17 protein-coding genes are annotated in these 14,515 nt (G+C 67.7%); 8 read left to right on the forward strand and 9 right to left on the reverse strand.

Translation table 11 applies throughout. From position 1 onward, the window contains the following. Positions 1 to 2: 2 nt before the first annotated feature. The 3 genes from NM962_02705 to NM962_02715 all read right to left on the reverse strand — a co-directional run bounded on the left by NM962_02705 (position 3) and on the right by NM962_02715 (position 1,786). A complete protein-coding gene (locus NM962_02705) occupies positions 3 to 350 on the reverse strand; it encodes a hypothetical protein (protein ID UVO13077.1) in 348 nt (115 codons plus the stop codon). Then, the gene (locus NM962_02710; GenBank protein ID UVO13078.1) at positions 350 to 919 is read right to left on the reverse strand and encodes a type 1 glutamine amidotransferase; all 570 of its coding nucleotides are present in this window, start codon (positions 917 to 919) and stop codon (positions 350 to 352) included. Before NM962_02710 ends, NM962_02705 begins: the two co-directional genes overlap by 1 nt. Positions 920 to 1,360: 441 nt before the next feature. Continuing rightward, a complete protein-coding gene (locus tag NM962_02715; protein ID UVO13079.1) occupies positions 1,361 to 1,786 on the reverse strand; it encodes a hemophore-related protein in 426 nt (141 codons plus the stop codon). A gap of 137 nt (positions 1,787 to 1,923) precedes the next feature. On the opposite strand from NM962_02715, the gene NM962_02720 reads away from it, so the two are divergent. Next, a complete protein-coding gene (locus NM962_02720; protein UVO13080.1) occupies positions 1,924 to 2,595 on the forward strand; it encodes a cutinase family protein in 672 nt (223 codons plus the stop codon). Positions 2,596 to 2,598: 3 nt separating this feature from the next. On the opposite strand, the gene NM962_02725 is transcribed toward NM962_02720, so the two are convergent. Continuing rightward, positions 2,599 to 2,784 (reverse strand): hypothetical protein, encoded by a 186-nt coding sequence (locus NM962_02725; protein ID UVO13081.1) that lies wholly within the window; start codon positions 2,782 to 2,784, stop codon positions 2,599 to 2,601. Between the two features lie 55 nt (positions 2,785 to 2,839). Between NM962_02725 and NM962_02730 the strand changes: the two genes are divergently transcribed. Together NM962_02730 and NM962_02735 are read left to right on the forward strand one after the other, a co-directional pair. Next, the gene (locus NM962_02730) at positions 2,840 to 4,342 is read left to right on the forward strand and encodes an FAD-dependent oxidoreductase (protein UVO13082.1); all 1,503 of its coding nucleotides are present in this window, start codon (positions 2,840 to 2,842) and stop codon (positions 4,340 to 4,342) included. An 88-nt stretch (positions 4,343 to 4,430) separates the two neighbouring features. Then, a complete protein-coding gene (locus NM962_02735; protein UVO13083.1) occupies positions 4,431 to 4,751 on the forward strand; it encodes a pyridoxamine 5'-phosphate oxidase family protein in 321 nt (106 codons plus the stop codon). Between the two features lie 67 nt (positions 4,752 to 4,818). On the opposite strand, the gene NM962_02740 is transcribed toward NM962_02735, so the two are convergent. From NM962_02740 to NM962_02755, 4 genes are all read right to left on the reverse strand, one after another. Further along, positions 4,819 to 5,607, reverse strand: a complete 789-nt coding sequence (locus tag NM962_02740; GenBank protein ID UVO13084.1) for an RNA polymerase sigma factor SigF — start codon at positions 5,605 to 5,607, stop codon at positions 4,819 to 4,821. Continuing rightward, positions 5,604 to 6,041, reverse strand: a complete 438-nt coding sequence (locus NM962_02745; GenBank protein UVO13085.1) for an anti-sigma factor — start codon at positions 6,039 to 6,041, stop codon at positions 5,604 to 5,606. The genes NM962_02740 and NM962_02745 overlap by 4 nt, the downstream gene beginning before the upstream one ends. 261 nt (positions 6,042 to 6,302) lie before the next feature. Continuing rightward, positions 6,303 to 6,614 (reverse strand): LapA family protein, encoded by a 312-nt coding sequence (locus NM962_02750; GenBank protein ID UVO13086.1) that lies wholly within the window; start codon positions 6,612 to 6,614, stop codon positions 6,303 to 6,305. A 169-nt stretch (positions 6,615 to 6,783) separates the two neighbouring features. Continuing rightward, positions 6,784 to 7,164, reverse strand: a complete 381-nt coding sequence (locus tag NM962_02755; protein ID UVO13087.1) for a hypothetical protein — start codon at positions 7,162 to 7,164, stop codon at positions 6,784 to 6,786. Between the two features lie 150 nt (positions 7,165 to 7,314). Between NM962_02755 and NM962_02760 the strand changes: the two genes are divergently transcribed. From NM962_02760 to NM962_02770, 3 genes are all read left to right on the forward strand, one after another. Next, complete coding sequence (locus NM962_02760) at positions 7,315 to 7,554, forward strand: CsbD family protein (protein ID UVO13088.1); 240 nt, start codon at positions 7,315 to 7,317, stop codon at positions 7,552 to 7,554. 131 nt (positions 7,555 to 7,685) lie between these two features. Continuing rightward, a complete protein-coding gene (locus tag NM962_02765; GenBank protein ID UVO13089.1) occupies positions 7,686 to 8,360 on the forward strand; it encodes a response regulator transcription factor in 675 nt (224 codons plus the stop codon). A 14-nt stretch (positions 8,361 to 8,374) separates the two neighbouring features. Next, on the forward strand, positions 8,375 to 8,698 hold the full coding sequence (locus NM962_02770; protein UVO13090.1) for a hypothetical protein: 324 nt from the start codon (positions 8,375 to 8,377) through the stop codon (positions 8,696 to 8,698). Positions 8,699 to 8,751: 53 nt separating this feature from the next. Here NM962_02770 and NM962_02775 read toward each other — a convergent pair whose 3' ends face one another. Continuing rightward, positions 8,752 to 9,147, reverse strand: a complete 396-nt coding sequence (locus NM962_02775) for a hypothetical protein (GenBank protein UVO13091.1) — start codon at positions 9,145 to 9,147, stop codon at positions 8,752 to 8,754. 106 nt (positions 9,148 to 9,253) lie between these two features. Between NM962_02775 and NM962_02780 the strand changes: the two genes are divergently transcribed. Both NM962_02780 and nei2 read left to right on the forward strand, forming a co-directional pair. Next, entirely contained in the window at positions 9,254 to 13,714 is a 4,461-nt protein-coding gene (locus tag NM962_02780; protein ID UVO13092.1) for an ATP-dependent helicase, read from the forward strand. Continuing rightward, positions 13,714 to 14,478 carry an endonuclease VIII Nei2 gene (gene nei2, locus NM962_02785; protein UVO13093.1) on the forward strand — a complete coding sequence of 255 codons (765 nt, stop codon included), beginning with the start codon at positions 13,714 to 13,716 and terminating at the stop codon, positions 14,476 to 14,478. Before NM962_02780 ends, nei2 begins: the two co-directional genes overlap by 1 nt. The last annotated feature ends 37 nt before the right edge of the window (positions 14,479 to 14,515 follow it).

Below are 14,515 nucleotides of genomic sequence, written 5' to 3' on the forward strand. Positions count from 1 at the left end.
CTCTAGTGCCGGAAGGCGATCACCAGCGCCAACAGATCGACCCCCAGCAGCGCCCAACCGGCCACCGGCACCAGGAAGCCACGCCGGCGTCCCGCTGTGAAAAATGAGGCCAGGATGGTCAATGCGGCAATGGCCGGCGCGCCGTAATAGAGCAGTCCGAAGACCGCTCCGCTGGGCCCGAGGTCGGGGCACTCCGCGGTGCTGCAGGCGGCGGTGCTCATCACCGCGCCGGTCGCTACCACCATCACCAAGGCGGCCCCGGCGGCGGTCAGCAGAGCAGCGGCCCAGTTCACCCAGAGTCGGGCGCGGCGGTTGTCGGTCTCGACCGGTACCGGCATCGGTTCGGCCATCACAACGTCGCCTCGCGTGTCGCGAACTCCGCCACCAGGGCATCGCAGAAGGCCGGCAGGTCGTCGGGTTTACGGCTCGACAAGAGGATCGATGGCCCGCAGTCGCAGCGCACCAACTCCTCGTCCACCCAATCACCGCCCGCATTGACGATGTCGGTACGCAAGCTCGGCCACGACGTAATCCGCCGGCCGGCAACGACTCCGGCCTCCACCAGCGTCCACGGGCCATGGCAGATGACAGCGACCGGTTTGCCGACATCGAAGAACTCGCGCACGAACGACACCGCGCGTTCATCGGTACGCAACTGGTCGGGGTTGGCCACCCCGCCCGGCAAGACCAGCGCATCGAAGTCATCCGCCGACCCATCCTCGACCTGCCGGTCCACATCGAATTTGTCGGCACGGTCCAGGTGGTTGAAGGCCTGAACCGGGCCATCGGCGGTGGACACCAGCACCGGACGCCCACCGGCCTCAGTGACCGCGCGCCACGGTTCGGTCAGCTCGACCTGTTCGACGCCTTCCGGCGCCACCAGAAATGCGACCCGTCGTCCTTCCAACGGTCCGGACATGACCTCTCCTTTCTGTGCTGCAGTCAGGTCCCCCGGTAGCGACCCGCATACCCGGCTGCCCGGTCCCACAAACGAAGCGGTGTAGCAAGCCAATTGCGGGGGTACCCCGCCGTAATGGATTGGCGGACCGGACGCGTTGCTCCGGTTATAGGCGCGCTCATGTGTCGGCCGCTCGCCGATCTTCTTGCACGCCACCATCCCGGCGTGCCATCGACCACCGGGCCGGCCTACCGTCCGGGCCGGCCCGGTCCGCACCACTGCCCGGCAACCGGCAGCGCAGCAGTAATACAGCGCCCGCCAGCGTGAGCAGTGGTACGTGCGGTTCCCGGCAGCGTCTCTCGCCCAACCAGCGGGGAGCGGCTGGATTGCCGCGACGGCCACGGTTACCGCCACGGCAATCCAGCCGATGGGTATCCCGGCTGCGGTCTATGAAGCCATCCTTCAGTACTTGTTGCAGGTCTTGGCGATGGGACCGACCATGTTGACGAACGGCGCCGCTTCCGGCACCCCCTGTGCCTGCTGAAGCATCTGCTCACGCTGCGGCGCCGGTGAGGCGAGGAAGTTCTGCAAGAAAGACTGAGCCATCGGCGTGGCGTCGAATTGTGCCGCGGTATCCGGTGACTGAGCATTCATGGCCGCCACCACCTGCGAATAACTACATGTCGTGTTCACCGCGGGATTCTGCGACCACTGGCTCGGCTGCCCCGGCTGGTTCGGCTGACCCGGTTGAGCCGGCTGGCCGGGTTGGCCCGGTTGGGTCGGCTGAGGTGGCTGCCCCGGTTCGGCGTTCGCCAGTCCGATGCCGCCTGCCAACGCCAGCGCCATGCCGCCGACAGCGGCAAGCCTGATCAAAGACGTTGTGATCATTGGTTTCTCCCCTTCAATTCATGTTCCGTCGACGACGGCACCGGGTTAGGCTTGCCGTTTTCGCCCGAGCTAAACCCCGGTTTGCCGCCGGGAGCAATGGTTTGCCCACTGTTTACAGCGGGTACGGACCAAGTGCTGTGATTACTCGAATCCTCACCGTGGTGGGCCTGTCGAGTTGCGCGCTGCTGTGCTGGCCGGGCCCCGGCGAAGCGGCCGCATCCGGATGCCCCGACATTCAAGTCGTGTTCGCTCGCGGCACCGGGGAACCGCCCGGTGTCGGCTGGATGGGCCAGCAGTTCGTCGACGCACTACGGTGGCGCACCTGGGGACGCACCGTGGACGTTTACCCGGTCGACTTTCCCGCCGTGCCCGAATTCGGTCCCTCCGCTGCGGGTGTCAGCGATGCAGCCGACCACATCCGCGACACGGTGGCGAGTTGCCCGAGCACCCAAATGGTCCTCGGCGGATATTCACGTGGCGCGGCCCTGATCGGATACCTCACCGAACCGAGCGCCAGACTCGGGGCACCGTTAGCACCCGCTGCGGCCGACCACGTCGCCGCGGTGGCGCTGCTGGGAAGGCCATCAGCGGCGTTCCTGAACTCCATCGGCGCTCCGCCGCTGGAGATCGGTTCGGGCTACACCGGCAAAACGATCGACCTGTGCGCGCCGGGTGATCCAGTCTGCTCGGTGGGCGGTGACGGTGCCGCGCATGCGGCATACGCGGCCAACGGAATGACGGCACAAGCGGCGGACTTCGCCGTCGACCACCTCAGGCCACCCGAAAGCGTTCCAGATCAACCGCTTTGACCGTCAATCCTGCCCAGCGGAGCTGCGGTCGGGACGCAACACCCCGCCCGCTTGCGGTGGTAGCACACCGGCGAAGGCCATCCGCGTGGCGTCCACCGCGGGGTCGCGGCCGACTGCCAGGGTCTTCGGGAGCGCGTTGCCGTCTGCCGTCTCGGTGCCGGCAACACACCGGTTGACAGGCCCACGCACTGCTGAGCGTGATCTGCACACGTTTCACCACCGCCCCGCGGGGTACTGATCGACCATGACCTCGTTGTGGCTTGCCGACCGGATCGCAACATCACCGGCTTCGGGCACCGCTGAAGATCTGCCCGGTATCGCCGACGTGGTGGTGGCCGGTGCCGGTATCACCGGTCTGATGACCGCGGTGCTACTGGCACGCGCAGGCCGCCAAGTGCTGGTGCTGGAGGCCAGGACGGTCGGAGGCTGCGCGACCGGCAACACCACCGCCAAAATCAGCCTGCTGCAGGGCACCCAGCTGTCGACGATCTCGGCGAAGCAGGGCAAGAGCCTGGCCGCTGCATACCTGGACGGCAACCGCACCGGACAGGACTGGCTGCTGTCGTTCTGCGCGGCTACCGGAGTGCCGGTCCAGCGCGAGGACGCCTACAGTTTCGCCCAGTCTGAGCGTGGGGTGGCGGCAGCGCGCGCCGAGTTCGAGGCCTGCCGGGCACTGGGGCTGCCGGCAACCTGGGAGGCGCACGCCGACGTGCCGTTTGACTACCACGGCGGTGTCCGACTGGGCGAACAGGCACAGTTCGACCCGATGCCGCTTCTCGACGCACTGCGCGCCGAACTGCTCACCAGCGGTGGACAACTGCTGGAACACACTCGGGTGCAGCGTGTTTCCACCAACCGTCGCGGCCTTCGGCTAGAAGTCGACGGCCCGCACCGGCACGCCGAACTGCAGGCCACCCACCTGGTGCTGGCCACCGGAATCCCGATCTTGGACCGCGGCGGATACTTCGCCCGCGTCAAACCCAGCCGGTCATACTGCATGGCTTTCGACGTGCCCGGCGAGGTCACCCGCCCCATGATGATCTCCACCGATTCACCGACGCGCTCGCTGCGCTATGCCCCGGTCGACGGCTCAGAACTACTCCTGGTCGGCGGGGCCGGGCACACCGTCGGCCGCGAAAAGCACCCGATCGACGCGCTAGCCGAACTCGAGTCATGGGCGGTCAGGCATTACCCGGGCGCCACCCGCACGCACCTGTGGTCAGCGCAGGACTACGCGCCCATCGGCGAGCTGCCCTATGTCGGTCCTATCCTTCCGGAGAACGACACCATCTACGTGGCAACCGGTTTCAACAAATGGGGCATGACCAACGGGGCCGCCGCTGCCCTCGCATTGTCGGGCCGGCTGCTTGGCGAGCGGCCGCCGTGGGACCGGGCGTTCGCGAGCTGGAGAACCGGTGAGCTACGTGGACTGCCGGCGGCGGCGGCCAATCTTGCGGTCGGCGTCCACCTGGCGAAAGGCTGGATCACGCCGACGGCCCACGTCGGCCAGCAGTGCCTGGGCACGGACGCCGGCGTGGTCAGCGGGCCACCGTGGCGCCTGCAGGCCCACTGCCGAGTGGACGGTGTCGAACACCGCCTCTCCCCGGTCTGCCCCCACCTGGGTGGCATCGTCACCTGGAACGACGCCGATCGAGCCTGGGAGTGCCCGCTGCACGGATCACGCTTCACCCCCGACGGGACCCTTCTGGAAGGCCCGGCCACCCGCGGGCTGGCCGCCAGCAGCTGAGCAGCCGGCCGGCGTCGTTTACCCCACGCCGGGGCGGGTAATCGACCGCTGGGCGGTCAAAGACGGCTGCGAAGCGACGAGGTGCGCGGTGTGCATCATCGACCATGCCATGCGTCAGATCGTCGAGAGCGCAAAGCTGGCGTTCGTGGCCACCGTCTGCGACGACGGTTCGCCGAACCCGTCACCGAAGGAGTCCCTGCCGGTCTACGGGGACGAGCACCTGGCATTCATGCACATGGCGTCGCCGACGACGGCGGCCGATCTGCGCCGCGACCCGCGCATTGAGGTCAATGTGGTGGACTTCCTCAAACGGCGCGGCTACCGATTCAAGGGCACCGCACAGTTGCGACCGCCCGGCGACGAGGTCTACGAGTGGCTGCGGCAGGCAGTGGGGACCACAAGCGGATGAGTTCGGCTTCGTGGGCATCGCCGAACATGTAGGCCCCGTACAGATCTACGGGCTGCGATGAGCAAGGCTACTGCAGCTGATCGCGCAGCTTCGCCAGCGATTTAGCCAGCAAGCGCGACACGTGCATCTGCGAGATGCCGACCCGCTCGGCGATCTGAGTCTGGGTCATCGACTCGAAGAACCGCAACACCAGCACTGTTCGTTCCCGCTCCGGAAGGGCGTCCAGCAAGGGCCGCAACGCCTCTCGGTCCTCGATACGGTCCATCCGGGCGTCGACCTCACCGAGGGTGTCAGCGATCGAGCGGACGTCGTCCTCGTCCGAGCTGCCGCCGCCGTCAATCGACAGCGTGTTGTACGAGCTGCCCGCGACCAGCCCTTCGACCACCTCATCGCGGCTCAACTCGAGCTCGGCCGCGAGTTCGGAGGCGGTCGGCGCGCGCCCCAGGCGTTGGGAAAGTTCGGCCGTGGCCACCCCCAACCGCAGGTGTAGCTCTTTGAGCCGGCGGGGCACTTTGACCGACCAGCTGTTGTCGCGGAAGTGGCGGCGGACCTCGCCCATGATCGTCGGCACCGCGAACGAAACGAAATCCGAGCCGGTCTCGACGTCGAAGCGTGTCACGGCGTTGACCAGACCCACCCGGGCTACTTGGACCAGGTCGTCGCGCAACTCTCCGCGGCCCTCGAATCGGCGAGCAATGTGGTCGGCCAACGGCAGACACCGCTCCACGATCTTGTCTTTGCGGTTACAAAAGTCGGGCGAATCGGCATCGTATTGGGCTAGTTCCCGAAACATATCGCCGACATCGGAATACTCCGATCCGGACTGTGAGCCGCTGCCGGCGGCACGCGGAGTCACCGTCTGGAGTCCGCCCGGCGGGTTGTCAGCGTGACCCCGAATACCTCACCCGCATTGTCGGATTCATGCGCACCGCGGAATGTCTGGACATCATCGACCAGCGAAGTCAGCACGTGCCAGCTGAAACTTCCCGGAGTCAGTACACCCGCCCCATCACCGGCAGCCGACGCCTGGATCGTCACGTGGTCGTCATGCGGGTCGATGACGACTGTCAGCATTGCGCCGGGTGCCGCGCTCCGGATCAGCTGGGTGCAAAGCTCATCGATCGCCAACCGCAGATCAGAGACGGTGTCGACATCAAGGTCCTCGTAGGTGGCGATCGCACCGACCAACATGCGCACCACCGCCAGGCTTTCCAACCTGGGCGTAACCCGCAGTTCGACGGCCCGTTCGCTGCACGATCGCTGAGCCCGGTCACTGTCAATGTCGGTCATGAGGCCTCCCGGCGAAATCGGACCGAGACTACTGCTGCGTGTCAATCGACTGCTCACCACCCTCGCCCGCAGGCACCCTCGCGCATTCCGCCCTGAGCCGACACCGTCAACATCGCACGCCGGCCGCCCGGAGATCAGTCATGGGAAGTCTGTACCCGATCGCCAGGGAACTCAATCATCGATTTCGGCGCCTAGTCATTTTGGCGCCCAGTCATAGAGCGGCCCGGCCGGAACACCGGCCGGGCCGACTTGCCCCCCGGGTTAACTTGTGGAGGGCTGCTCGCGCATCTCGGCGTGTGCCAGATGCCACTGATGGTTCACTTTGCCGATCCGGCGATGCTCGACCAGCAGCCACACCGTGCCCAGAGCGGCGGCGAGCACCGCGATGATCGCGACCTCCACGCCCTGACGATCGTGACCGGTCCCAAACGCGGCTAGGCAGCCGATACCAGCCACCATGCCCACCACCAGCAGTGAGTAGCCCGGCCAACCCATGACGTCGATCATGGCGCGGCCCGCATGGGGCCGAGTCGTCCGGACATGGTCGACCGGGTCATGAAACGTGTCGCCCATCGCACTTCCTCCTCCTGAACAGCAATCTGGAGCCGCTCGAAGAAGTCGACCGATATGAGGTGAACCCGTCCGCGACCCAAAACTATCGTATGCCGATATGTAGATCGCAGCGCCTCGCTTACAGGATGTTCACAGCCACGCAACAGCGAAGTCATGGCGGCCCCCGCGATCAGCCAATGCCCATGATCGGAACCCCACTCACCAGCAAGACGACCAGCATCAGCGTCAACAAGAACCATCCGGCACCCTGCCAGCCCCACCAAGTGCCCCGTGCGCGCCACACCTGGTACGTGCGCGCAAACGCGCGCAACCCACCGGAGACCAGGATCACCGGAGCACCCACGGCCAGGACGGTCCGGTAGGGCCGCCCGCACCCCGCGGTGGCCGCCCGCGGGTCGCACGTGCCCACCCACAACACCGCTATCACGACAAACGCCAGCGCGGCAGCGGTGATCATCCCGGCGAATCGAGCGGCCGCTCGGACCTCCCGGTCCTCCTGGCCCAGCCGATCGCCACCGGGAGCAGTGCGCGACGGTGTGCGCGGTTCCACATCTCCCACCGTCCGCGCTGATGAGCTCTGCGTCAAGGCGATTCATTCATCTGCGCCAACGTTTGGGCGCCCGGCTGCCCGGGAAGCCTTGCGGTTGTGGCGGGCCTCTCCACCGGGTGGGGCTGTCACACGAACACGAAGGGAGGGCTCATGTCGGACGACAAGAGCAGCGCTACCGAAGACGGCATCCGCGGCACCGTGGAGGGCGTCAAGGGCAAGGCCAAGGAAGCGTTAGGGGCCGTGACCGGCAACGACGAGCTGGCCCGCGAGGGCCGGGCGCAGCAGGACAAGGGCGAAGCGCAGCGCGACGCCGCGAAGCACCAGGCCGAGGCCGAATCGGCCCGAGCGGGTGCGAAGGCAGCCGAGGCGCGCGAACAGTCTCACCAGTAGCCCGAGGGGAGGGCAGGCCCGGTCCGCCTGACGGGCCGGGCCTGTCGCTACCTGCGGGGTGGTTATTACCTGGGTACAACGGGTAGTAAAAGCCTTGAGGCAGAAAAGTATCCACGGGTTGGAGCCAGGCGATGGAGATCATGTTACTGACCGGCCGCGACGCATTCGCGCGGTCACTGTCTGGGTTGGGTGTCTTCGGCCATTCGATCGTCCGCAGTCCACTGGCACTCACCGCGCGAGCCGACTGCCGTGGGGCGACAGCCGTTCTGGTGGACGGCTGTGCTGACGTGCCGACCGCGAAGGAGAGCTGCCGCAAACTCGGAGTCTGGGAGCCGTCGGCTGCCGTGCTGGCCGTCGTTGCCGCCGAGAACTTCGCCGCGGTCGGTCTCGATTGGCACGTCGATGATGTTCTGATCGCGACCGCAGGCCCCGCGGAGGCGAACGCTCGGCTGCGACTGGCCCTAGCCCGTCGGCGCGAATCCACCCACAACACGCTGCAATTCGGCGCCTTGGTCATCCACCCGGACAGTTTCACCGCGTCGCTGTCGAATCGCGATCTTGACCTCACACTCACCGAATTCAAACTGCTCAACCATCTGGTACAGCATGCCGGCCAAGCATTCACGCGTGCCCGGCTGCTGCGTGAGATATGGGGCGGCGAGGGTGGCCGCCGCAAAGTCGACGTTCACGTGCAGCGATTGCGCGCCAAGCTCGGCGCCGACCACGAGTCGATCGTCGATACCGTTCGCGGTGTCGGCTACATGACACCGGAGTTGCCTCAATCGCAATGGGCCATCGCCAACTGAGAAAGCCAAATGCCATGACAGAACAACCCGATTCCGATTCGGCGGCCACCGACACCACCGGCGACGACACGCTGCCGCCGAGTGAGGCCACCGACTCCGACGAGCTGCGCAATGACGACGGCGACGCCACTGTCACCCCACCGGACAATTGGCAAGCCGCTGACAGCGCGACCGCTTACGAGTCGTTGGACGCCAAGCTGGCAGCCGAGCAACCCGAGGACGCGGGCACTGGCCACGATCCCGATGACGTTGTCGGAGCTGTTGGAGGCGGTCGACACCGCGCACAGGTATCTGGAAGTCCCGAAGACGGCGACTCGTTCTTCGCTGTCGAGGAGTGAACTCAGTAGTAGTTGTCGCAGCGATCCCCTCTGCAGATCCGCCACTGGGTCCGTCAAAACATCAGGACCAAAACCCCCAAGTCGGCCAGCAGTAGCGCCCACCCGCACGCCCAGACCACGATCCCGCGGCGATGCGTCGCCAGGAAGAAGGCGAGGAACAGCGTCAGCGCAGCTACGCCAGCCGCTCCGTGATAGAGCACGCCGAACAGTGGCCCGTTCACCTTGAGCTCCGGGCACGCCGCCCGGTTACACAGCGCGGAGCCGGAGACCCTGGCCAGCGCGAATGCCATGAGCAGTGCGGCGGCCGGCGCGGTCAGCAGCGACAGTGCCCAGTTGGCCCACGTCCAATCGCGGGGCAGCGCTTCGGACGGCGCAGCGCCTGCCGCGCGCGGTTGCGCATCGGCGAAGATCGGCCGGACTGCCGTCACACCGTCATCCAGAATGATCATCCCCCGCCTCCGATCACCGACATCACCGTTGCCGGATACCCGGCGACGACGAGCACAAAACCGCAGCGCGGGAGCGCTCCGGCTCCACACTTGGCACCATGGCTGGGTGGGACCACACGACCGACAAACCCCCGGGCCGCTCGCTCGGTTCTCGGCGCTGACCCGCGACTGGTTCACCGGCACCTTCACGGCGCCGACGCCGGCGCAGGAGCAGGCCTGGTCGGCGATCGCCGACGGCCACAACACGCTCGTGGTCGCGCCGACCGGTTCCGGTAAGACGCTGGCGGCATTCCTGTGGGCGCTCGACCAACTGACCGCACAGCCCGGTCAGGGCACCCGGGTGCTCTACATCTCGCCGCTCAAGGCGCTGGCCGTCGACGTCGAGCGCAACCTGCGTACCCCGTTGGCCGGCATCGCCCGGATGGCCGCACAGCGCGAGCTACCCGCTCCGGGCATCACCGTGGGCGTGCGCTCCGGCGACACCTCGCCGGCGCGGCGCCGTGAACTGGTCGCCAAGCCGCCCGACATCTTGATCACCACCCCGGAGTCGCTGTTTCTGATGCTGACTTCGGCGGCACGGGAGACATTGACCGGAGTCCGCACGGTGATCGTCGACGAGGTACACGCAGTGGCCGGGACCAAGCGGGGCACCCACCTAGCACTGTCCCTGGAGCGCCTCGACGCGATCCTCGCCCGGCCCGCCCAGCGGATCGGGTTGAGCGCGACGGTGCGCCCGGCCGAAGAGGTCGCCCGGTTCCTGTCCGGTCAGTCCCCCACCACGATCGTGACTCCCCCGGCCGCCAAGACGTTCGAACTGACGGTTCAAGTTCCCGTCCCCGACATGGCCAATCCGGCCGAGGGCACCGTCTGGCCTGAGGTCGAAGAACGCATCGTCGACCTGATCGAAGCCCACCAGTCCTCGATCGTCTTCGCCAACTCTCGTCGGCTCGCCGAGCGTTTGACTGGGCGGCTCAACGAGATTCACGCGGAACGTTGCGTTGACACCGCGCAGGAGCTGGCCCCTCTGGCACGAGCCCACCACGGCTCGGTATCGCTGCAGACCCGAGCCGACGTCGAGGAGGACCTCAAGAGCGGGCGGCTGCGCGCGGTGGTGGCGACCTCGAGCCTGGAGCTGGGTATCGACATGGGTGCGGTCGACCTGGTCATCCAGATCGAGGCGCCGCCGTCGGTGGCCAGCGGACTGCAGCGCGTCGGCCGGGCCGGGCACCAGGTCGGCGAGATCTCCTCGGGTGTACTGATTCCCAAACACCGCACCGATCTGATCGGCTGCGCGGTCGCGGTACAGCGGATGCTCGCCGGCCAGATCGAAACCCTGACGGTACCGGCCAACCCGCTGGATATCCTGGCCCAGCACACGGTGGCCGCGGCCGCGCTGGAGCCATTGGACGCCGAAGCCTGGTTCGACACCGTGCGCCGCAGCGCTCCGTTCGCCACCCTGTCGCGCGGTGTTTTCGAGGCGACGCTGGACCTGCTCTCCGGCAAGTACCCGTCGACCGAATTCGCGGAACTGCGACCACGTTTGGTCTACGACCGCGACACCGGAACCCTGACCGGCCGGCCCGGCGCGCAACGACTCGCCGTCACCTCCGGCGGCGCCATCCCCGACCGTGGACTGTTCGCGGTGTACCTGGCGGGCACTGACGAAACACGGAAGCCCTCCCGGGTAGGCGAACTCGACGAGGAGATGGTCTACGAGTCGCGTCCCGGCGATGTGATCTCGCTGGGCGCCACCACCTGGCGGATCACCGAGATCACCCATGATCGGGTGCTGGTTGCCCCGGCACCCGGCCAGCCGGGACGGCTGCCGTTCTGGCACGGCGACGGTGTCGGGCGGCCGGCCGAGCTGGGTGCGGCGCTCGGTGCGTTCACCGGTGAATTGGCAGGCCTTGACGCTGAATCGTTCGACAAACGCTGCGCGGATTTGGGTTTCGACGACTATGCGCTCGACAATCTGAGGCAACTGCTCCACGATCAGCGCGCCGCCACCGGGGCCGTGCCCACCGACACCACGCTGGTGGTGGAGCGGTTCCGCGATGAGCTCGGTGACTGGCGGGTGGTCCTGCACTCCCCGTACGGACTACGTGTGCACGGGCCGTTGGCACTGGCGGTGGGCCGGCGGCTGCACGACCGCTACGGCATCGACGAGAAGCCGACGGCCTCCGACGATGGCATCGTGGTCCGGCTGCCCGACACCGACTCCGGTGCGCAAGCGCCCGGCGCGGAACTGTTCGTGTTCGACGCAGATGAGATCGAGCCGATCGTCACCGCCGAGGTGGGCGGCTCGGCCTTGTTCGCCTCCCGGTTCCGGGAATGCGCGGCACGGGCATTGCTGTTGCCGCGCCGGCACCCCGGCCGGCGGACCCCGCTTTGGCAGCAACGCCAACGAGCGGCCCAACTGCTCGACGTGGCCCGCAAATATCCGACGTTCCCGATCGTGCTGGAGACGGTGCGCGAATGCCTGCAGGACGTCTACGACGTCCCCGCGCTGACGACGCTGATGGCGCAGATCGCCCAACGCCGGGTGCGGGTGTCCCAAGTCGAGACCGCCACCCCGTCACCGTTCGCGGCGTCGCTGTTGTTCGGCTACGTCGGGGCATTCATGTACGAAGGCGACAGCCCGCTGGCCGAGCGCCGCGCGGCGGCCCTGTCACTGGATCCCACTCTGCTGGCGCAATTGCTGGGCCGAGTCGAACTGCGCGAACTGCTCGACCCGGAGGTGGTCACCGGCCTGAGCGCACAACTGCAGCATCTGACGCCGGAGAAGGCCGCCCGCGACGCCGAAGGGGTAGCCGATCTGCTGCGGCTACTCGGTCCGCTCACCACCGAAGAGGTCAGCGCCCGAGCCGCCGGCGCTGCGGTGAACGGCTGGCTCGAACACCTGTTGGCCGCCCGGCGGGTGCTGACGGTGGCGTTCGGCGGGCAGCGCTGGTGGGTGGCGATCGAGGACATCGGCCGGCTGCGCGACGGCCTCGGGGTGGCGGTACCGCCCGGGGTGCCGACGGGCTTCACCGAACCGGTCGCCGATCCGCTGGGCGAGCTGCTGGGCCGCTTCGCCCGCACCCGGGGGCCGTTCACCACCGGGCAGGCCGCAGGCCGGTTCGGGCTGGGAGTGCGGGTCGCGGCCGACGCGCTGGGTCGATTGGCCGCCGACGGACGGGTAATGCGTGGCGAATTCGCCGACTTCCCGGACTCCCCCGGCGAACAGTGGTGCGACAGCGAGGTGCTGCGGATCCTCCGGCGCCGGTCACTGGCCGCGCTGCGAGCGGCGATCGAGCCGGTGTCGCCGGGCGCCTACGGGCGCTTCCTGCCGGCCTGGCAGCAGATCGGCACTCCGGACGTCGCCACCACCGGCGTGGACGGGCTGGCCGGGGTGATCGAACAACTGGCCGGCGTAGCACTGCCCGCTTCGGCGGTCGAACCGTTGATCTTCGGGCCGCGGGTGCGCGACTACTCACCGGCCATGCTCGACGAACTGCTGGCCTCCGGGGAAGTGCTGTGGTCGGGCGCGGGCGCGCCGGCCGGCAGCGCCCCGGCCACCGACGGCTGGATCAGCTTTCACACCGCAGATTCGGCGCCGCTGACGTTGTCACCCGCGACGCCGATCGAGTTCGGCGACGCCCACCGGGCGATTCTGGACGCCCTACACGGCGGCGGTGCGTTCTTCTTCCGCCAGCTCTGCGGTGACGCGAGCGAAGCGGAACGCAAAGCCGCACTGTGGGAGCTGATTTGGGCGGGATGGGTCACCGGCGACACCTTCGCTCCGGTGCGCGCGGTGCTGGCCGGCACCCGGCGCGCCACCCCGGCGCACCGCAGTAGACGCCCGCCCCGGCTTAGCCGCTACAGCGTGGCGCAGGCCGCTGCCCGCGCCACCGACCCAGCAGTGGCCGGTCGCTGGTCGGTTTTGCCCGCCCCGCAATCCGATTCCACCGTGCGAGCGCACCACACCGCCGAACTGCTGCTGAACCGCTACGGCGTGCTGACCCGCGGCGCAGTCGCCGCTGAGGCGGTACCGGGCGGTTTCAGCACCGTCTACAAGGTGTTGACCGCGTTCGAGGAAGCCGGGCGATGCCAGCGTGGCTATTTCATCGAGTCGCTGGGGGCTGCGCAGTTCGCGCTGGCCTCCACCGTGGACCGGCTGCGCGGCTACCTCGACGGTGTCGACCCCGCCCGGCCCGACTACCACGCGGTGGCACTGGCCGCCGCCGACCCGGCAAACCCGTACGGCGCGGCACTGAGCTGGCCGGCCCACCCGGGAACGGCCCGACCGGGCCGCAAAGCCGGCGCGCTGGTGGTCCTGGTCGACGGGGAACTGGCGTGGTTCGTCGAGCGAGGCGGTCGAACGCTGCTGAACTTCGCCGACACCGCCGAGGCACAGCGTGCCGCCGCCGGGGCGCTGGCTCGGCTGATCGCCGACCGGCGGGTGGACGGGATTCGCATCGAGCGGGTCGACGGCGTGCCGGTATTGGAGCTACCCGATTCTCCGACACTGGATGCGTTGATCGAGGCCGGATTCTCCCGCACGCCACGCGGATTGCGGATGCGCTGATGCCCGAGGGGGACACCGTATTTCACACTGCGACGGTGCTGGACGCCGCGTTGACGGGAGAGACCTTGACCCGCTGCGATATCCGAGTGCCACGATACGCCGGCGTCGATCTGAGCGGGCAACGCGTCGATGAGGTAATCAGCCGCGGCAAGCATCTGTTCGTCCGCGTCGGATCGTCCAGCATCCATTCTCATCTGAAAATGGAGGGCAGTTGGCGGGTGGGGCGACATCTTGCCGGACACAGCCTGGTCAATCATCGGGTGCGAATCATTTTGGAGGCAGGCCCCGTTCGAGCCACCGGTGTTGATCTGGGTGTGCTGGAGGTGCTGAACCGCCACCATGACGGCGATGCCGTGGCGCACCTGGGACCGGATCTGCTCGGCGCCGACTGGGATCCGGCCTTGGCCGCAGCCCGCCTAGTTGCCGATCCTGCGCGTCCGCTGGCGTCGGCACTGTTGGATCAGACGGTGATGGCCGGGATCGGCAATGTCTACTGCAATGAGTTGTGCTTCGTCGTCGGCCGGCTGCCGACGACACCCGTTGTGGAACTGAATGATCCGGATCGACTGGTGTCGCGGGCACGCGAGATGTTGTGGGCGAACCGGTTGCGATGGTCGCGCTGTACCACCGGCGACACCCGGCCGGGCCGACAGCTGTGGGTGTACGGCCGGGCCGGCCAGCCGTGTCGGCGATGCGGTACCAGCGTGGATTCCGACCGCAACGGCGAGCGTATTCGGTTCTGGTGCCCGTCGTGTCAGCGGTGATGCCGGAGTTCCCGGCCGCCGACAAACCGAAGCCGGC

This window comes from Mycobacterium sp. SVM_VP21, from assembly GCA_024758765.1.
Taxonomy (GTDB): Bacteria; Actinomycetota; Actinomycetes; order Mycobacteriales; family Mycobacteriaceae; genus Mycobacterium; species Mycobacterium heraklionense_C.